Annotated in this window: 20 protein-coding genes and 1 tRNA gene; 7 read left to right on the plus strand and 14 right to left on the minus strand. The window is 64.5% G+C overall.

The window, feature by feature from the left end:
* The 8 genes from Q0S16_RS08045 to Q0S16_RS08080 form a co-directional block, all read right to left on the minus strand.
* Nucleotides 1-528 (minus strand): sigma 54-interacting transcriptional regulator (locus tag Q0S16_RS08045; protein WP_295846837.1); only part of this gene is annotated, 528 nt, incomplete at its 3' end.
* A 52-nt stretch (nt 529-580) separates the two neighbouring features.
* On the minus strand, nt 581-931 hold the full coding sequence (fliN, locus tag Q0S16_RS08050; protein ID WP_295846839.1) for a flagellar motor switch protein FliN: 351 nt from the start codon (nt 929-931) through the stop codon (nt 581-583).
* Nucleotides 932-941: 10 nt separating this feature from the next.
* Nucleotides 942-1,577 carry a FliH/SctL family protein gene (locus Q0S16_RS08055; protein ID WP_295846841.1) on the minus strand — a complete coding sequence of 212 codons (636 nt, stop codon included), beginning with the start codon at nt 1,575-1,577 and terminating at the stop codon, nt 942-944.
* Nucleotides 1,577-2,665 carry a flagellar motor switch protein FliG gene (gene fliG / locus Q0S16_RS08060; protein WP_295846843.1) on the minus strand — a complete coding sequence of 363 codons (1,089 nt, stop codon included), beginning with the start codon at nt 2,663-2,665 and terminating at the stop codon, nt 1,577-1,579. Before fliG ends, Q0S16_RS08055 begins: the two co-directional genes overlap by 1 nt.
* A gap of 5 nt (nt 2,666-2,670) precedes the next feature.
* Entirely contained in the window at nt 2,671-4,284 is a 1,614-nt protein-coding gene (gene fliF, locus Q0S16_RS08065) for a flagellar basal-body MS-ring/collar protein FliF (protein WP_295846844.1), read from the minus strand.
* Nucleotides 4,285-4,459: 175 nt separating this feature from the next.
* Nucleotides 4,460-4,735 carry a DUF1153 domain-containing protein gene (locus Q0S16_RS08070; RefSeq protein ID WP_002714638.1) on the minus strand — a complete coding sequence of 92 codons (276 nt, stop codon included), beginning with the start codon at nt 4,733-4,735 and terminating at the stop codon, nt 4,460-4,462.
* Nucleotides 4,736-4,922: 187 nt separating this feature from the next.
* Nucleotides 4,923-5,636, minus strand: a complete 714-nt coding sequence (locus Q0S16_RS08075; protein WP_295846846.1) for a flagellar hook capping FlgD N-terminal domain-containing protein — start codon at nt 5,634-5,636, stop codon at nt 4,923-4,925.
* Between the two features lie 10 nt (nt 5,637-5,646).
* Nucleotides 5,647-7,161: a flagellar hook-length control protein FliK gene (locus Q0S16_RS08080; RefSeq protein WP_295846847.1), complete on the minus strand. Its 1,515-nt coding sequence runs from the start codon at nt 7,159-7,161 to the stop codon at nt 5,647-5,649.
* Between the two features lie 326 nt (nt 7,162-7,487).
* On the opposite strand from Q0S16_RS08080, the gene mnmA reads away from it, so the two are divergent.
* Genes mnmA through Q0S16_RS08095 form a run of 3 tightly spaced genes read left to right on the plus strand, consistent with a single transcriptional unit; the run spans nt 7,488 to nt 9,754 of the window.
* Nucleotides 7,488-8,690: a tRNA 2-thiouridine(34) synthase MnmA gene (gene mnmA / locus Q0S16_RS08085; protein ID WP_295846873.1), complete on the plus strand. Its 1,203-nt coding sequence runs from the start codon at nt 7,488-7,490 to the stop codon at nt 8,688-8,690.
* Nucleotides 8,691-8,706: 16 nt separating this feature from the next.
* A complete protein-coding gene (locus Q0S16_RS08090) occupies nt 8,707-9,345 on the plus strand; it encodes a class I SAM-dependent methyltransferase (protein WP_295846849.1) in 639 nt (212 codons plus the stop codon).
* A 49-nt stretch (nt 9,346-9,394) separates the two neighbouring features.
* On the plus strand, nt 9,395-9,754 hold the full coding sequence (locus Q0S16_RS08095; protein WP_295846851.1) for a hypothetical protein: 360 nt from the start codon (nt 9,395-9,397) through the stop codon (nt 9,752-9,754).
* A gap of 13 nt (nt 9,755-9,767) precedes the next feature.
* On the opposite strand, the gene Q0S16_RS08100 is transcribed toward Q0S16_RS08095, so the two are convergent.
* Nucleotides 9,768-10,334, minus strand: a complete 567-nt coding sequence (locus Q0S16_RS08100; protein WP_295846853.1) for a MarR family winged helix-turn-helix transcriptional regulator — start codon at nt 10,332-10,334, stop codon at nt 9,768-9,770.
* Between the two features lie 131 nt (nt 10,335-10,465).
* Complete coding sequence (locus tag Q0S16_RS08105) at nt 10,466-11,089, minus strand: XRE family transcriptional regulator (protein WP_295846874.1); 624 nt, start codon at nt 11,087-11,089, stop codon at nt 10,466-10,468.
* Between the two features lie 222 nt (nt 11,090-11,311).
* On the opposite strand from Q0S16_RS08105, the gene Q0S16_RS08110 reads away from it, so the two are divergent.
* From Q0S16_RS08110 to glnT, 4 genes are read left to right on the plus strand one after another with little or no spacing between them, the layout of a single operon-like run.
* Nucleotides 11,312-12,202: a glutamine amidotransferase family protein gene (locus Q0S16_RS08110; protein ID WP_295846855.1), complete on the plus strand. Its 891-nt coding sequence runs from the start codon at nt 11,312-11,314 to the stop codon at nt 12,200-12,202.
* On the plus strand, nt 12,202-12,888 hold the full coding sequence (locus Q0S16_RS08115) for a protein glxC (RefSeq protein WP_295846858.1): 687 nt from the start codon (nt 12,202-12,204) through the stop codon (nt 12,886-12,888). Before Q0S16_RS08110 ends, Q0S16_RS08115 begins: the two co-directional genes overlap by 1 nt.
* An 11-nt stretch (nt 12,889-12,899) precedes the next feature.
* The gene (locus Q0S16_RS08120) at nt 12,900-14,243 is read left to right on the plus strand and encodes an FMN-binding glutamate synthase family protein (protein WP_295846860.1); all 1,344 of its coding nucleotides are present in this window, start codon (nt 12,900-12,902) and stop codon (nt 14,241-14,243) included.
* 33 nt (nt 14,244-14,276) lie between these two features.
* Nucleotides 14,277-15,569, plus strand: a complete 1,293-nt coding sequence (glnT, locus tag Q0S16_RS08125; RefSeq protein WP_295846862.1) for a type III glutamate--ammonia ligase — start codon at nt 14,277-14,279, stop codon at nt 15,567-15,569.
* Nucleotides 15,570-15,608: 39 nt separating this feature from the next.
* On the opposite strand, the gene pyk is transcribed toward glnT, so the two are convergent.
* The 4 genes from pyk to Q0S16_RS08145 form a co-directional block, all read right to left on the minus strand.
* Nucleotides 15,609-17,024: a pyruvate kinase gene (pyk, locus tag Q0S16_RS08130; RefSeq protein ID WP_295846864.1), complete on the minus strand. Its 1,416-nt coding sequence runs from the start codon at nt 17,022-17,024 to the stop codon at nt 15,609-15,611.
* A 2-nt stretch (nt 17,025-17,026) separates the two neighbouring features.
* Nucleotides 17,027-18,346, minus strand: coding sequence for a glycerate kinase (locus tag Q0S16_RS08135; RefSeq protein WP_295846867.1), 1,320 nt, complete (start codon nt 18,344-18,346; stop codon nt 17,027-17,029).
* 107 nt (nt 18,347-18,453) lie between these two features.
* A tRNA-Met gene (locus Q0S16_RS08140) sits at nt 18,454-18,530 on the minus strand.
* A 145-nt stretch (nt 18,531-18,675) separates the two neighbouring features.
* Nucleotides 18,676-19,041, minus strand: a 366-nt coding sequence (locus Q0S16_RS08145) for a VOC family protein (protein ID WP_295846870.1), incomplete at its 5' end; no start/stop codon positions are given.

A 19,041-nucleotide genomic window follows, 5' to 3' on the forward strand; every position in this document is an offset into this window, starting at 1 on the left:
ATTGATCGAAATGAACGGCTTCTTGGCGCGGTTGGAACGGGTGTGCACGTAGCGCGCCAGCACCTCCTTGCCGGTGCCGGATTCGCCGGTGATCATGACCGAGGCGTCCGAGCCGGCGATCTGCTGGGCCAGCCTGATCACCTTGGCCATCGCCTCGTCGCGGTAGATCAGGTCGCGGGAATCATTGGCGACCGCGGCGAGAACCGCCGCGATCAGCTCCGGATCCGGCGGCAGCGGGATGTACTCCTTGGCGCCGGCATGGATCGCGGCGACGGCGGCGCGGGCGTCATTGGTAATGCCGCAGGCGACGATCGGCACATGGATGTGCTCGGCCTCGAGCCGCATCACCAGGTCGCGGATGTCGAGCGCGACGTCGACCAGCAACAGGTCGGCGCCCTTGCCGCCGCGCAGCACCCGCATCGCCTGGTCGAGGTCCTCGGCGTGAACCACGGAGGCGCCATTATCCATGGCAATCTTGGTGGCGGTGGTGAGCTGGCCCTTGAGCGTGCCAACGATGAGAAGCCGCATGGTGATCTCCTGTTAGTCTCGTCGCGCCGTTCGGGCGCAGGATCGTGAAGGGTCAGGCGCGTTCGGTCTTGATGATTTCCGTCATCGTGACACCGAGCTTTTCCTCGACCAGGACGACTTCGCCGCGCGCCACGAGGCGGTTGTTGACATAGATGTCGATGGCTTCGCCGACGCGGCGGTCGAGCTCGAGTACGGTACCGGGGCCGAGCTTGAGCAACTCCCCGACATCCATCTTGGAGCGTCCGAGCACGGCTGAAACCTGCACCGGCACGTCGAACACCGCTTCGAGATCGGCGGCAATCCGCGTGACCTGGTCTTCATCATTGTAGCCGATATCCGCCATCGCCATCGCGTCGGCGGCGTTGAGATCGGGAAGTGGCACCTGGGTGTCCTGGTCACTCATGGTCTTGTCCTCATGGCCGTGGCTGGCCGGCCTGATTGCGCGACGCCATATAGCGTCCGACGAGTTCGTTTATCTTGGTGTCGATCGTGGCGCGCTCCAGCAGCACTCCGCCGTCGGCCCATTCGATCTTGCAGTCACCGGTCTCGATCTCGGGTTCGGCCAGTATGACGAGCCGGCCCTGGAAGCCGCTCTGCTTGGCCTGCTTCTCGATACGCTCGCGCGCCTCGTCATAGAGCTGGTCGTTGATGCGCACGACCAGATGCGGGGTGGCTACCAGATGCTTGAAGCAATCATGTACCAGCGCCATCACCTCGGTGAGCGGCTCGCCAGCCATCAATTCGCTGCACAATTTGCGCGCGACCGACACCGCGACATCGACGGCTTCGGTCTCCATCCGGGTCTCGATGGTGGCAAACCGGGTCGACAGCGATGCGATGCCGATACCGATTTCTTCCAGCGCCAGCGCCGCGCGGCGATCGCTGACGACCCGTGCCTCGCTTTGCGCGGCATCGAAGCCGGCGCGGTAGGCGCGGGCTTCGGCATTGGCGACCAGTTCGGCGATCTCCGCCGGCGTCGCAGCCGGGGCACGCGTCTTGTCGGGCGCGGCGAAATCGACGTCGAACAGATATTTGGCGGGCGCGGCCATCAGTACACCAGCTCGTCGTCGGCGCGGTTCTTGGTCAGCACGATTTCGCCCTTGGCGGCCATGTCCTTGGCGAGATTGACGAGCAGCGCCTGCGCCTCGTCGACATCGCGCAGCCGGACCGGGCCGAGCGCGGCCATATCGTCGAGCAGCATCTTGGCGGCGCGCGACGACATGTTACCCATGAAGAAGGCGCGCACATCCTCGTTGGCGCTCTTCAGCGCGATGCCGAGCTTGTCCTTGTCAATGTTGCGCATCAGGGTCTGCGCCGAGCCGGCATCGAGCTTGACCAGATCGTCGAAGGTGAACATCAGAGCCTTGATGCGCTCGGCGGCTTCGCGGTTGTCTTCCTCCAGCGAGGTGATGAAGCGGGTCTCGGTCTGGCGGTCGAAATTGTTGAAGATCTCGGCCATCACCTCATGGGCGTCGCGGCGCCGGGTCTGCGACAGGTTGGACATGAATTCGGAACGCAGCGTCTGCTCGACGCGCTCGATCACTTCCTTCTGTACCGCTTCCATCTTCAGCATGCGGCCCACCACGTCGAGTGCGAGGTCTTCCGGCAGGATCGCCAGCACGCGCGCGGCATGTTCCGGCTTCAGTTTTGACAGCACCACGGCGATGGTCTGCGGGTATTCGTTCTTGAGATAGTTCGCGAGCACCTCCTCCTGCACGTTGGAGAGCTTCTCCCACATGTTGCGGCCGGCCGGGCCGCGGATTTCTTCCATGATGCCGTTGACACGGTCCGAAGGCAGATACTGGGTCAGCAGCCGCTCGGTGGCGTCGAAGGTGCCCATCAGCGCGCCCGAGGCCGACATCCGCGACACGAATTCGAGCATCAGGTCTTCGACGGTTTCAGGCTCGATGGTGCCGAGCGTCGACATTACGCTCGACAATTCGCGAACCTCGTCATCGTCGAGCAGCGACCAGACCTTGCCGCCATATTGCTCGCCGAGGGCGAGCATCAGGATGGCCGCGCGTTTCGGGCCGCTCAGCGCCTTTCCGGCCGGGCGGCCGCCCTGGCGCTGGGCAAGCGAAGCGACGACGCTGGCGATGTCGCTGCTGTTATCACCGGTGGTTCGCAGTTCAGCCATTCAGGTTACGCCGGTTCTTGCAGCCATTGACGAACAATGGCGGCGGTTTCGTTGGGATTTCGGTCGGCGAGTTCGCCGACGCGGTGCACCGACTGGGCATGGACCTGGCCCTGGATGGTGGCGATATCGATCATGTTAGGTGCCGCGTTAGGCACCAGCATATGTCCGTCCGGGCCGACCATGGTGCCGTCGGTCAGCGCCGCGGCGCCGCCCGGCGCACTCAGCGCGTTTGCGGGCTCCGAGGCGAGGATGCGGCGGACCAGTGGGCGAACCACCATGAACATCACCACCAGTCCGAGCAGCATCATCACCGCCAGTTCGATGACGTTCATCACGTCGTCCTTGGTGAATTGCAGCAGGCCGAACAGGCCGGACGGCTCGCTGACCGGAACGACGGCCGGGCCTTCGGCGAATTTCAGATTGACGATCTCGACCTGATCGCCGCGCTTCTGGTCGAAGCCGATGGCGGAGCGGACCAGCGTGGCGATGCGGTCGAGTTCACCCTTGCTGCGCTCCTGGTAGACGGTGTCGCCCTTTTCGCCCTTGGTGTAGATGCCGTCCACCAGCACCGCGACCGAGATGCGGTTGACGCGGCCGGCCTCGGTGACTTCGGTCTTGGTCACGCGGGAGATTTCGTAATTATTGGTCTCTTCCGATTTCTTGCTCTGGTCCCGCGCGGTGGCTGTGCCCTGGGCCTGGTTGCCGGGCAGCTCGTTGTTGACCGTCACGGCGCCGTCAGCGCCGGCTGCCGCCGAGGATTCTTCCCGTGACTGGCTGGAGCGCAGTACCCGGCCTTCGGGATCGAACTTGTCGGAAGTCTGGGTGACCTTGTTGTAATCGAAATCGGCCGTCAGCTGAACGCGGGCCCGGCCGGCGCCGACGATCGAGGAGACGATCGCCTCGATCTGGTTGCGCATGCGCTTTTCAAAGCCGGCGCGTCGCTCGTCGCCGGTCGCGCCATCGACGGTCGCGTCGGCGGCGCCGTCGGCCAGCAACTGGCCGGCTTCATCGACGATCGATACCCGATTCGGCTTCAGCCCGTTGACGGCGGACGCCACCACATGGCGGATCGCACGCACCTGCTGCGGATCGAGCATGCCGCGCACCCGCACCACGATCGAGGCGGACGGCTCCGGCGTCTCCCGCGAAAACAGCGGCCGTTCCGGCAGCACCAGATGGACGCGGGCCGCCTGAATGCGGTCGATGGCCCGGATGGTGCGCGCCAACTCGCCTTCCAGGGCTCTGAGATGATTGATGTTCTGGACAAAACTGGTGGTGCCGAGAGCGTCCGACTTGTCGAAGATTTCGTAGCCGACGCCGCCGCCCTTGGGCAGGCCGCCTTCGGCCAGCTTCATGCGCAGCCGGGTGACCTTGTCCTTCGGCACCAGGATAGCGGTGCCGTCATTCTTCAATTCGAAGGGAATCGTCTGGCGTTCCAGATCCTTGATGATGGCGGAGGCATCTTCAACGCTGAGCTCGGTGAACAGCGTGGTCATCTGCGGCGTGGTGACGCGCATGATGACAAACGCGAAGAAGCCGATGAGCGCGGCTGTCACCGCGACCATTGCCATCAAACGCGCGGCGCCCAGGCCCTTGAGGAATTCAACCAGACTCTGCACGAACCAGCCCCTGAAACTCGGCCCGAAAGACCGACTGGGCAAATTTTGCCCATGGGATGGTTTCGATATGGTTAACGAAGGTTAATAGGTAACAAACATTGGCTAAAATGACGAAGACCGGCTTCCTGTGAAGGAGCCGGTTTTCATCAAATGCGCGATATCGGGAAAGATTCGCTTATTGGCGGTATTGCTGGATGCGGGTCGTCCGCAGTCCCGCCAGGCCGTGTTGATCGATGGAGAATTGCCAGGAAAGGAATTCGTCAACGGTCAGCGTGTAGCGGCTGCAGGCTTCCTCGAGGGACAACAGGCCCCCGCGGACGGCGGCAACAACTTCGGCCTTGCGGCGGATGACCCACCGTTTTGTCCCGGGCGCTGGCAGGTCCGCGATTGTTAACGGACTGCCGTCAGGCCCGATGACGTATTTGACCCTCGGGCGATGGGGTTCTGTCATGGCGTACTCACAAACTCTCAACCACTGAACTCACTTCAACAACCTACGCTCAGCGGCTTAAAATTTGCCTAAGCCTATAACTCCAATGTGAATGGTTCCGAATAAGCCCGGGATTGCTCTTTTGAAGGCCCGATATGGCAGTCCCCGAGGCCGTGGCCCCGGGCGATCCTTCAACCAGAAGCAGCGATCACGCCGCCGGCGTGGTGGTAGTAGCCTGCCGGACGACGCGCTTGATCTTGTCGGTGGTGTAATTCGTGCCGCCGATGGAGAGCAAGGGCGGGCTCGCGGTGAGGTCGACCGAATCGACCACGCCCTGCACTTCGGTGGAGATCGCCACGGACTTGCCGGTCTGGTCGACGCCGGTGGCCGACAGCGTATAGGCGCCGGCCGGATATTGCGTGCCGTCATTGCCCTTGCCGTCCCACACGAAGGTCGCGCCGCCCGATTTGATCGCGAATTGCCCGGTATAGACGGTGACGCCGGCGGCATTGGCGATGCTGAGCGTGGAGTTGCTGGTGTCCTGCGCGGCGGTCATGTTCCAGGTCGCCGACGTGCTGAACTGCGCGGTGCTGCCATCGACGGCCACGTTCTGGCCGACATAGACCAGCGCTTCGGTCGAAGCTGCGCTCTTCTGAAGATCGACCAGCGACTTCAACTGATCGTTCGCCTTGAGCTGCTGCTCGACGCCGGCAAATTGCACCAGCTGCTGAGTAAACTGGTTGGTATCAAGCGGGTCCAACGGATTTTGATTTTTCAGCTGCGTCGTCAGCAGCGTCAGGAAGGTCTGGAAATTATCCGCGATCCCCGGGGTGGTGGTCGCGGCCGTCGTGGACGTCGTGGTGCTGGCGGCCGCGGGCGCCGAAACGACGGTGATCGGGGTGGTGGAATCAATCGTGGCCATGGCTATCTCCTCAGATACTGATGTCGACGCCGCGGCTGGATCCCAGCATGCGACCATAATTTCGTCCCGCGGCGACCGCGGGCATGGAGTCTTCTTCACTGATGACGAGGCGCTGCGACTGGCGCCCCGAATTGTCGCCTGTGTTCTGCTGTTGTCCCGAGGACTGGTCGCGCAGGCTGAACTGCAGCCCGCTATCATTGGTCTTCATGCCGGCCTGCTCCAGCGCGCGCTGCAGCTGCGGTGCGTCCTGGCGCAGCATGGCCAGCGTCTCGGGCTTTTCCACCGTCAGATGCGAGGTGACGTTGCCGTGGCGATCGACTTCGAGCCGGACGTCGATGCGTCCGAGTTCGGCGGGATCGAGCCGGATATCGAAGCGACTTTTGCCGGATTGCGCGGACTGCGCGATCTCGACCGCGAGACCATTCAACGGCACCGGGGCGTTGGTCGCGATCGCGGCGGTCAGCTGCGGCGCGGCGGCGGCAACCGGAGCCGCGGTCTGTAGCTGCGGCTGCTGCGCGGTATTGGCCGTCGCCGTGAGGTCGGCCGTGGTCGGCGGCGCGGCATCGGGGGCGGTGTGTCCATGCGCGGCCGCGGCCGGCTTCGTCGTGGCCTCGGTGCCGTCCGGCTTGGCGCCGTCGGCCGAGACCGCGTCCGGCTTGCCGTCCTTGACCGGGGCTTTTCCGGTAGAGGTTGGCTGCGATGTCGGGGCGGCGGTGGCCGTCGTCGTTGCGGCCGTAGCTCCCTTGTCCAGCTTGGCCTCTCCCGACGCTGTGCCCTCAGCTGATAGCTTGGTCTGCTTGTCTCCGGATTTCGCGGCGGCGGGCTGGGCCGTTGCGATCAGCGCCGCAAAGGTCGGATCGGTGGCCGCGTCGGTCGCAGCCGGTGGCGATTTCTCAGTCCCGGTGGCATTGGCGGCTTCCGCGGCCGCGGCCTGGGCTTTCAGCACGGCCGCGGCGATGGCCAGCGGCTGGGTTGGGCCGGCATTGGCTGTGGCAGGCGTCGTGGTGATGTCGGTCGAGGCGACTACGACCGGAATGATGACAGCGACCGCGGTGACCGGGACGGCCTGATCGATTGGCGTCGCGGCGTTTGCGGTGCCGGCGTCCGAAGCTATGGTGTTGCTGGTGTCCTTGTTCGACTTGGCGTCAGTAGTGTCTGCCTTGCTGTCTGCCTTGCCGTCTGCCTTGCCATCGGACTTGGCCGGCTTGCCGTCTTTGGACGCGTCGGCGCGATTGCTCGCGTCCGTCTGGGCGTTGCGATCCTGGGTATCGGAGGCGGCGGCCGCGTCGGTACGGTCGTCCTGACGCCGGGCGCTGGTGTCGGCCTGGCTTGGGCGGTTGTCATCACGCGGTGACCGTGCCGGCTGGTCGGGCAGCGCTGGGGACGCGCGGTCATCCGGCCGGCTGCTCGCGGCGTTGCTGTCGACCAGCGCACCGAAATCACCGGCGCTCGAAGGCAGATCATCGCGGGCCGTCTTTGATCGCGCATTCTGGAATGACGCGGTGGAGGCTGTATCTGGGATCACGCTAACCAAGGGGCAGCCTTTCACGGTGGGTTCTGGTTCCATGCAGCAAGGACCGGGCCATGCCGCGACAGAATAAAATATATATATATTACAGTGACTTACGAGGATGCAGGGAAGGCTGCGCCGGTTTCGGCGCCTGCTCCTTTCTGCCCGGCGGCAAGATTTGCCGTCGGCGGCCCGGCACCACGATTGCCTGAGCGGACGACCGCCTATATTACAGCCCTGATCGCAGCCTATCGCCGGAACGACCGCAAGTTCCGGGATTTGCTCCAGTCTTCCTGATCGTGACGGTTTGCAGCCGGGCGGTCGCAGCAGTGACCAAAACCATGCTCAACAGTCTGGATCTCGAAGGCCGTCCGCAGGACACCCGTGTCGTGGTTGCGATGTCCGGCGGCGTCGATTCCTCGGCAACGGCCGCGTTGCTGAAGTCGCAAGGCTACGATGTCGTCGGCATCACGCTGCAGCTGTACGATCACGGCGCCGCCACCCACCGCAAGGGCGCGTGCTGTGCCGGCCGCGACATCCATGACGCCCGCGATGTCGCCGAACGGATCGGGATTCCGCATTACGTGCTGGATTACGAGAGCCGGTTTCGTGAATCGGTGATCGACAATTTTGCCGCCAGCTACGCGATGGGCGAAACCCCGGTGCCGTGCATCGAGTGCAACCGTTCGGTCAAGTTTCGCGATCTGCTGGCGACTGCGCGTGAACTCGGGGCTTCCGCGCTGGCGACCGGCCATTACGTCGCCTCGCGCCGGCTCGACGACGGCTCGCGCGCGCTGGTCTGCGCCGCCGATGCCGACCGCGACCAGAGCTATTTCCTGTTCGCCACGACGCAGGAGCAACTGGATTATCTGCGCTTTCCGCTCGGCGACATGACCAAGCCGCAGACCCGCGAACTGGCGCGCCAGTTCGGCCTGTCGGTCGCTGACAAGCAGGACAGCCAGGATATCTGCTTCGTGCCGTCCGGCCGCTATACCGACGTGATCGAGCGCATGAAGCCGAATGCGCTGGAGCCCGGCGACATCGTCGATCTCGACGGCCATGTCATCGGCCGCCATGAAGGCATCGTGCATTTCACCATCGGCCAGCGCCGTGGCCTCGGCATCGCGGCCAGCGCGCCGCTTTATGTCATCAAGCTCGATGCCGCCGCCCGGCGCGTCATCGTCGGCCCGCGCGAAGCGCTGCGGATGCACCGCATCACGCTGCGCGACGTCAACTGGATCGGCGGCGGCGCGATCGATCGCGCGGTCGGCGACGGGCTGGAACTGTTCGTCAAGGTGCGCTCGACCCGCGCGCCGCAGCCGGCGTGGCTGAGGATGGTGGACGGCGCCTACGAAATCGAGCTGGTCGGCGGCGAGGAGGGCGTGTCGCCCGGTCAGGCCTGTGTGTTCTATGACGCCGCCGGCGGCCAGGCCCGCGTGCTCGGTGGCGGCTTCATCAAGAGTGCCGCGGCGAAAAGTCCTGTCGGTAGTCTGGTCGGGGATGCTAACGTGTCGCAGCCGCTGATCGCGGCTTTGCGCGTCTAAGAGTTCAGGGCAGGAAATGGCTGGCGATATCGACCGCGCGGGGGTCGCTAAGGCCTACGGGCTGTGGGCACCTATTTACGACATCGTATTCGGTAAAGTGTTCGACCCCGGACGGCAGGCCACCATCATCGAGGCCGACAGGATCGGTGGCCGTATTCTCGACGTCGGCATCGGCACCGGCCTGTCGCTGATCGATTATTCGCGGAATACCAGAATTTGCGGCGTCGATATTTCCGAGCCGAAGCTGCGCAAGGCGCATCAGCGCGTCCAGGCGCTCAACCTGACCAATGTCGAAGCGCTGGCGGTGATGGATGCCAAGAACCTCGCTTTCGCGGATTCCTATTTCGACGCGGTCGTGGCGCAATATGTCATCACCGCCGTGCCGGATCCGGAAGCGACGCTGGATGAATTCGTCCGGGTACTGAAGCCCGGCGGCGAACTCATTCTGGTCAATCACATCGGCGCCGAGAGTGGCCCACGCCGGCTGTTCGAACTGGCTTTCGCGCCCCTGGCCCGGCGACTGGGCTGGCGGCCGGAGTTTCCATGGGGCCGTCTGGTCGATTGGGAAGGCTCGCATGGCGGCGTCACCCTGACGGAACGCCGGCCGATGGCGCCGATGGGTCATTTCTCGCTGATCCGCTACCGAAAATCCTGATGGCGGCGTTGCCGGCGGAACTGTTGTCGCCGTCGGCCGTTTCAGTGAGATGAAGATCAAACAATCGTTGCTTGTCGTCAGCCTTGTGATCGCGAGTTGCGGAGCGGCTTTGGCCCAGGCGCCGCCGGCGCCGGCCACGCCACCCGCTGCGACCACGCCGCCGGCGCGGTCCATTAACTGCACACCGACACAGACTGGCCCGCGGGGCACCATCACCCCGAATGGTTCTTCCCCGACAGGGCAGGCGGCGGAGCCGCTGGGTGACCAGCTCGCCCGATCCGACGGTGTGCTGTGCCCCCCGGCTGGCGTGGACTCAGAAATTCACGCGCCGACGCCCGATGTCGGGAACACGCCCGTGATACCACCCCCGGGTGGCCCGGGTGGCGATCCCGGCATTCGACCCAAATGATACTATCGGCTAACTATCGCGGCAGTCGGCTCGTCGCGATCGGCTGCTTGTAGTCGAGCAGCCGGATCGCGTCATTGGCCGCGGTGACCATCCGGGACATCAGCAGTCGAGTGTTTTCAAAGTCCGCGGCCGAGAGGTCGCGAAACAGCATGTCGTTGACGGGCCGCTGCATCGGCGCCAACCCGTCAAGCAGGGTGCGTGCTTTTGGCGTGATGGTTAGAACCACGCGCCTTCGGTCCACCACGTCGACTTCTTTTTCCACCAGTCCGCCTGAAACCAGCTTGTTGATCTCGATGGTAATAAAGGCGCCGCTGAAATGCAGGTGGTCGGCGACCTGATTGACGCCGACCTTCTTGGTCGTGCTGCTCAGATGAGCGATAGCGATCAGCACCGTATACTGGGTTCCGGACAATCCGATCACGGCGCCGAAATGGCCGCGAACGGCCTGCAGCCGTGCTGAAAAGGCCAGCGTGTCATGCAGAAACTGACGAAGCGCGAAGTCCGATCCATCGACCAGCAGCTGCGGGCGCGACACCGTCGCTTCGTATTTTTTTCTGAGCGGTCTTGTCTTGGCTGTCATCGAATCCCCGCGCTTCGGTCCAGATATAGCGGGCGAAAAAATGACCGACAAGTTTTACGAGCGTCTTCACGCAATTAAAGGTTGATAAACTTGGCCGGTTTGTAGCTGGCGATCGATTCATGCTTTTCCGCCTAGCTACGCCGCGGATAGACGATCACCGACAGATACTTCATCGGCGCCTTGATCAGTTCCTCGGGGCCGTGACGGGCCGCGGCGTCGAAGAACAAGGCGTCGCCGGTCTCCAGCAGATAGGTCTTGTCGGCGTGGCGGTAGCGGACCTTGCCGGACAGCATGTAGATCAGCTCGACACCGGCATGGCGGAAATTCGTGTAGGGCTCGGCGTCCTGATTCAGTGTGATGAGATAGGGCTCGACGCCGATCTCGCCATGGATGGAATGGCCGAGCAGATTGTACTGATGGCCGGACTTGGTACCGCGCCGGTCGATCTTGACCCCGGCGCCCGCCTTCACGAACGAACAGTCGCGGCGTTCCTCGGTCTCCCGGAAAAACCGGCTGATCGGGACATTGAGCGACTTGGCAAGCGCGCTCAGCGTCGTCAACGACGGCGAGATGCTGCCATTCTCGATCTTGGACAGCATGCCCGTCGAGATCCCCGCCGATATACCCAGCTCGGCGACGGTCAGCTCCAGCGCCTTGCGGAGCTGTCGCACTTCGATGCCGATCTGGGATTCAAGCGTGCTGGCAATCTCCGCCGGCGCATCGGAACCGGTCAGAAGATCGCCGGCAGCGGCCATTTTCGTGCGCGTCGATTTCTTGCTGGCGGCTTTCGTCAACTCGCGGCCCTCATGGCTGTGGGAGAGAAGTGGATTCCTATCATGACGTTTCATCACTGCCCCAGCCAAGCCGCTACATCAACTCATCTTTTCAGAGCTATCCATTCCGGCCACCGCGCGCGCCGATTGACAGTCGATTTTCTGCAAAGTAGGTTTTAGGAAATAAATTTTCTTGAGGCGAAAATGTGCGGAATTGCAGGATTGTTCCTCAAGAACGCGGCGCTGGAGCCTCAACTTGGGGCGATGTTGCACCGGATGATCGAAACGCTGTCCGATCGCGGGCCGGATAGCGCCGGCTTTGCGATCTACGGCAAGGGCGATCGCGGGCGGATCAAGGTGACCTTGCGTATCGTCGGCGGAGACGCGGCTGCGACGATTGCTGAGCTTGAGCGGGAGGTCGGTCCGCTGCACGCCGTGACCCGTTCCAACCACGTGATCGTGTCGGTGGCGACCGACCTGCGTGAGCGGCTTGTGGCGGCGGTGGCTCGGCAAGCGCCGGCTGTCGAAGTGGTCGGCTCCGGCGCCCGCATGGAACTGTACAAGGAAGTTGGGCTGCCCGGCGACGTCGCCCGGCGATTTGCGCTGTCCTCGATGTCCGGCACGCACGGCATCGGCCATACTCGCATGGCCACGGAATCGGCGGTCACCACCAACGGCGCGCATCCGTTTTCCACCGGACTCGACCAGTGCCTGGTCCACAATGGCTCGCTGTCCAACCATCACGCGGTGCGCCGCGTGCTGAAGCGGGAGGGGCTATCCTTCGCGACCGACAATGACAGCGAAGTCGCCGCGGGGTATCTGACCTGGCGGATGCGGGAGGGCGCCGGGTTGAAGCAAGCGCTGACGCAAAGCCTCAGCGATCTCGACGGCTTCTACACATTCGTGGTCGGCACCGAGACCGGCTTCGCGGTGTTGCGCGATCCGATTGCCTGCAAGCCGGCGGTGATGGCGGAGACCGACGACTATGTCGCGTTCGGCTCGGAATATCGCGCGCTGGACGCGTTGCCGGGCATCGCGAACGCTCGCGTGTTCGAGCCGGAGCCTTCCATTGTGTATGCCTGGGAACGCCATTGATGTCCGACGCCGACCTGGCATCGATCACACTGCGCGAGCTGAATGCCCAGCTCCACGCGCTTCCGGCGGATACCAACGAGACCCATTGGCGGGTGCGTAATCCCGGCGGCAAGCACGCCATCGCCTGCGGCCTGACGCTCCCCATCACCGTCGAGATCGATGGCCATGTCGGCTACTACTGCGCCGGCATGAATTGCGAGGCCCATGTTGTCATCCATGGCAATGCCGGCGTCGGCGTCGCCGAGAACATGATGTCCGGCGCCGTCACGGTGAAGGGCGATGCCAGCCAGGCGGCGGGGGCCACCGGTCATGGCGGGCTGCTGCTGATCGAGGGCAACGCCTCGGCGCGGTGCGGCATTTCGATGAAAGGCATCGATATCGTCGTCAAGGGATCGATCGGGCCGATGAGTGCCTTCATGGCGCAGGAGGGCTGCCTCGTGGTGCTGGGCGATGCCGGCGAGGCGCTCGGCGATTCCATCTATGAAGCGCGGCTGTTCGTGCGCGGTGCGGTCAAGAGTCTCGGCGCCGATTGCATCGAGAAGCCGATGACGGACGCGGACCGCGGCGTGCTCGAGAGCGTCCTCGCCAAAGCCGGGATCGACGATGTGGCGAGCGCCGATTTCCGGCTCTACGGCTCGGCGCGAAAACTTTATCATTTCCACGTCGACAACGTCGACGCCTACTGATCGGAGTTTTAATGGCCGACCACGACCATCCCGCCGCGACCCATCGTACCTTGCCACGCTATTCCGCGACCTTCGATCCGCACACCATTGCCGAGATCCAGCGCGCGGCGGCGACCGGCATCTACGATATTCGCGGCGGCGGCGCCAAGCGCAAGCTGCCGCATTTCGACGACCTGCTGTTTCTGGGCGCGTCGATCTCGCGTTATCCGCTGGAGGGCTACCGCGAAAAATGCGGGACCAATGTGCTGCTCGGCACCCGTTTTGCGAAGAAGCCAATCGAGCTGAAGATCCCGATAACCATCGCCGGCATGAGCTTTGGCGCGCTGTCAGGCGCCGCCAAGGAGGCGCTCGGCCGCGGCGCCTCGGCGATGGGGACCTCGACCACCACTGGCGACGGTGGCATGACGTCGGAAGAGCGCACTCACTCCAAGACGCTGGTCTATCAATATCTGCCGTCGCGCTACGGCATGAACCCGGTCGACCTGCGCAGGGCTGATGCCATCGAGGTGGTGATCGGGCAGGGCGCCAAGCCCGGCGGCGGCGGCATGCTGCTCGGCCAGAAGATTTCCGCGCGCGTCGCCAGGATGCGCACCCTGCCGGAAGGGATCGACCAGCGCTCGGCCTGCCGTCATCCCGATTGGACCGGCCCCGACGATCTCGAGATCAAGATCGAGGAGCTGCGCGAGTTAACCGATTGGGAGAAGCCGATCTTCGTCAAGGTCGGCGCCAGCCGGCCCTATTACGACACGGCGCTGGCGGTGAAATCCGGCGCCGACGTGGTGGTGCTCGACGGCATGCAGGGCGGCACCGCGGCGACGCAGGAAGTCTTCATCGAGAATGTCGGCCTGCCGATCCTGGCGGCGATCGGCCCGGCGGTGCAGGCGCTGCGGGATCTCGGCCTGCATCGCAAGGTGCAGCTGATCGTCTCCGGCGGCATCCGGACCGGCGCCGATGTCGCCAAGGCGCTGGCGCTGGGTGCCGACGTGGTTTCGATCGGTACAGCGGCGCTGATCGCGCTGGGCGACAATGACCCGCGCCACGAGGAAGAATATCGCGCGCTCGGCACCACGGCCGGCGCCTATGACGACTGGCATGAGGGCCGCGATCCCGCCGGCATCACCACGCAGGATCCGCTGCTGGCGGCGCGGCTCGATCCGGTGCTCGCCGGAAGACGGCTCGCCAATTATCTCGCGGTGCTGACGCTGGAGTGCCAGACCATCGCGCGGGCCTGCGGCAAGAGCCATGTCCACAATCTGGAACCCGAAGACCTCGTCGCGCTCACGGTGGAGGCCGCTGCCATGGCCGGCGTTCCGCTGGCGGGCACCAACTGGATTCCGGGTAGAAATAACTTCTGACCACGTCGTAACCGCAGCGAGGCAAGAGGCAACATGTCGGACCTGGCGAAGACGGCCGAACAACGCGGCATCAAGAATTTCCTGATCTCCTACACCGACCTGTTCGGCTCGCTGCGGGCCAAGCTGGTGCCGGCCACCGCCATCAACGGCATGATGAAGAATGGCGCCGGTTTTGCCGGCTTCGCGACCTGGCTCGACATGACCCCGGCCGATCCTGACGTGCTGGCGATGCCCGACGCCGACAGCCTGATTCAGTTGCCATGGAAACCCGAAGTGGCCTGGCTCGCCGCCGATCCGTGGATGAGCGGCAGACCGGTCGAGCAGGCGCCGCGCAACACCTTGAAACGCCTGATCGCCAAGGCCGGCAAGAGCATGCAGCTCAAGAGCGGGGTCGAATGCGAATTCTTCCTGATCGCGCCGGATGGCCGCAGCATCGACGATGGCGCCGACCGGCAGGCGAAGCCCTGCTACGATCAATCCGCCTTGATGCGGCGCTACGAGGTCATCAGCGAGATCAGCGATGCCATGCAGCAGCTCGGCTGGGGCCCGTATCAGAGCGATCACGAGGACGCCAACGGCCAGTTCGAGATGAACTGGGGCTTCGACGACGCGCTGGTGACCGCGGATCGTCACGTGTTCTTCAAATACATGGCCAAGGCGATCGCCGAAAAGCACGGCATGCGCGCGACCTTCATGCCCAAGCCGTTCGTCGACCTCACCGGCAATGGCTGCCACGTCCACGTCTCGCTGTGGGACGGCGACCGCAACCTGTTCGAGGACGAGAAGGGCGAGCTCGGCGTCTCCGCGCTCGGCTATCACTTCATCGGCGGCATCATGCATTCCGCCGAGGCGCTGGCCGCCATTCTCAACCCGACGGTGAATTCCTACAAGCGCATCAACGCGTCGCGCACGGCGTCGGGGGCGACGTGGTCGCCGAGTTCGGTGACCTACACCGGCAACAACCGCACCCACATGATCCGGATTCCTGAGCCCGGCCGCTTCGAGCTGCGGCTGCCCGACGGCGCCGTCAATCCCTATGCGCTGCAGGCCGCCATCATCGCCGCCGGCCTCGACGGCATCCGCAACCAGCGCGATCCCGGCAAGCGCCTCGATATCAACATGTACACCGAGGGCCACACCGTCGGTGACGTCAAGCGCCTGCCGCTCAATCTGCTCGATGCGATTCGCGCGCTGGAAGGCAGTCAGGTGCTGAACGAAAGCCTGGGCGCGCTGGTCGCGGCCTTCACCAGGCTGAAGCGACAGGAATGGGACGACCACGCCCGCCATCTCTCGGAATGGGAACGCGACAACACGCTGGATTGCTGACAGCAACCGGTTGAATGATGATCCGCCATTCGCGGCGGCTCAATCGATCTGCACGACCCGCAGATTATTGGTGGTGCCGGCCTCGGCGAACGGAATGCCGGCGACCACGACGATGGCGTCCGCCTGCTTGGCGAATGATTCGGCGCGCGCCGTCTGGGTCGCCTTCTCGACCATTTCCTCATAGGTGTGGATGTCTTCCGACAGCACGCTGTGCGCGCCCCACAGCAGGCACAATTGCCGGGCCACCAGCTGGTTCGGCGTCACCGCCAGCAGTGCGACTTTGGGGCGCTTGCGGGCGATGCGCGCGGCGGTGGTGCCGCTCGACGTGAAGGCGACGATCGCCGCGGCATGAAGGGCCGCGGCAAGATCGGCGGCGGCGGCGGCGACCGCGTGCGGCGCGGTCTCTTCCTCGCCGGGCTGCGAGGCGTCGAGGATCGAGCGATACATCTTGTGCCGCTCGGTGCTCTCGATGATACGGCTCATCATCTCCACGGCCTCGCGCGGATAGGCGCCGCTGGCGGATTCCGCCGACAGCATCACCGCGTCGGCGCCGTCATAGATCGCGGTGGCGACATCGGAGGCTTCCGCGCGCGTCGGCGTGGGGGCTGCGACCATCGAGTCCAGCATCTGGGTGGCGACGATCACCGGCTTGCCGGCGAGGCGGCAGGATTTGATCAGTTCCTTCTGTCGGCCCGGGACATCCTCATGCGGGATCTCGACGCCGAGATCGCCGCGCGCCACCATCACCGCGCCGGACAGTCGGATGATGTCGTCGATATGTTCCAGCGCCGCCGGCTTCTCGATCTTCGACATCACGCCGGCGCGGCCGTCGATCAAGCCGAGCGCCTCGATCACGTCGCCAGGCTTCTGCACAAAGGACAGCGCGACCCAGTCGACGCCGAGTTCGATGCCGAAAGCGAGATCGGCACGGTCCTTCGCCGTCAAAGGCGACAGGTTCAGCACCGCGCTCGGCACATTGACGCCCTTGCGGTTCGAGATCGTACCGCCGGTGATGATTTTGGCATCGATGAAATCGCCGCCGATGCCGGTGACGCGGACGCGGATGCGGCCGTCGTCGATCAGCAGATCGTCGCCGGGCGTGACGGCGTCAAAAATTTCCGGATGCGGCAGCGGGATCGACATCTTGTCGCCGTCCGCGCCCTTGAGCACAAAGCGCACCGCCTCGCCGGCCGCGACGACGAATTTGCCGTCCTTGATGGTTCCAACACGAATCTTCGGTCCCTGCAGATCCTGCAGAATGCCAATGGGACGGCCGAGCCTGGTTTCCAGCGCGCGGATCGCGGCGTGGACCCTGGCATGGTCCTCATGGGTGCCATGGCTGAAGTTCAGCCGGAACGTATCGACGCCAGACAGGAATAATTGCTCGAGCATTTCCGGCGACCCGCTGGCGGGACCCACGGTGGCGACGATCTTGGCCCGACGGTTGCGACGCATGTTCATTCGGCCGCGAGGCCGCCTCTGGTGATCAGAATGGCTCTGATATCATTGACATTGGTACCGGTAGGGCCGGTGTGGACCAGGTCGCCGATCCCTGCGAACAAACTATAGCTGTCATGTGCGACAAGCAGCGCACGCGGATTGAGGTTTTTCTCGCGGGCGCGCGCCAGCGTGTCGGGGGTAACGATGGCGCCGGCGGCATCCTCGGTTCCGTCGATGCCGTCGCTGTCGCCGGCGAGTGCGAAGACGTCGGCTTCGCCGGCCATGGCGATGGCGAAGCCGAGCAGGAATTCAGTATTTCGCCCGCCGCGGCCGGGTTTGTCCGGGCCGATCGTGACGGTGGTCTCGCCGCCCGACAAAAGTATGGCGGGGGCGCGGACCGGCAATCCGTTGAGGTGGACCGAGCGCGCGATGCCGGCCATCACGATCCCGGCCTGCCGGCTCTCGCCTTCGATCGCGTCGCCGAGGATCAGCGGCGTCAGACCTAGTTTTGTCGCAGCTTTCGCGGCGGCCTCCAGCGCCAGCGACGGCGCGGCGATCACGGTGACGCTATTGTGCGCGGCCAGCGATTTCGGCGTCTGCGGATCGCCGGCGAGCACCGCCAGCGCACCCGCCGGCAGTTCCATCCGGTAGCGTGCGAGGATGTCGCGCACCTCGGCCAGCGTGCCCGAATCGGCCACCGTGGGTCCCGAGGCGATCGCCGCCGGATCGTCACCGGGAATGTCGCTGATCGCCAGCGTCACCACCCGCGCCGGATGCGCCGCCTGCGCGAGCCGCCCGCCCTTGATGGCCGAGAGATGTTTGCGCACCGCGTTCATCTCGACGATGTTGGCGCCACTGTGCAGCAGGGTGTTGTAGACCGCCTGCTTGTCGGCGAGCGTCATGCCGTCGGCGGGCACCACCATCAGTGACGAGCCGCCGCCCGACATCAGAGCGACGACGAGATCGTCCGCGGTCAGGCCCTGCACCGCGGCCAGCATGCGGCGGCCGGCCATCTCGCTGCCGGCGTCGGGCCGGGGATGCGCGGCTTCCAGCACCTCGATCCGCCCGGCCGGCGCGCCCTGGCCGTGCCGTGTGACCACCACGCCGGACAGGTCGACATCGGGCCATGCCTTGTCGAGCGCCACCGCCATCGCCACCGCGGCCTTGCCGGCCCCGACCACGACGCAGCGGCCTTTGGGTTTTTCCGGCAGATGCCGCAATACGGCGGCGCCTGGCTCGGCGCTGGCAACGGCGGCATCGAAGATGTCGCGCAGCGCGGCGCGTATCTCGGCGTCGGTCCAGTCGGTGGGCGGTATGGGAGCAGTGAGTCGGGTCATGGCATGGTCATAGCATCGACCTGCATCCTGCCGCATCAAGACAAGTTGCACCTGCAAGCCGAGTTGACCCGCGGTGTCGGGCTGCGACCTTGAATATAGGAGGATTTTGGTAGCGAGGAGTGGACTCGAACCACCGACCCCAGGATTATGATTCCCGTGCTCTAACCAACTGAGCTACCCCGCCACAGAGCCCGCAGGGGCTGAAACAACCCTTGTGAACGCGCGGCATATAAGAAGCCGCGGGACTCGATGTCAAGCAAGCTGCGGACAAATAACAGGCGTCCGGGGACGTCGCCATTCCCGGACTTAAAACGATTTGGATCAATTACTTAGGCTGTTTTCCGGCCTTTGGGCTCGTCGTGATAGGCGCTTTCGAGGGCCGCCATGTCGAGCTTGACCATGCCCATCATCGCCGTCATGGCCCGCTTGGCGCCCTCGCCATTGTCGCTGGCGAGCATTTCGGTGAAGCCCTTCGGCACGATCTGCCACGGAACGCCCCAGCGGTCGTTCAGCCAGCCGCATTGCACCGGCTTGCCGCCATCGGCGGTCAGGGCATCCCATAGCCGATCCACCTCGGCCTGGTCCTCGCAAGTGATGGTGAACGATACGGCATTGGAGTAGGGCACCGCCTGGCCGCCATTCAGGCCGATGAAGCTCTGCCCCGCGAGGGTGAAGCCAACCACCAGCACGTCGCC

This window comes from Tardiphaga sp. (assembly GCF_025356345.1).
Lineage (GTDB): Bacteria > Pseudomonadota > Alphaproteobacteria > Rhizobiales > Xanthobacteraceae > Tardiphaga.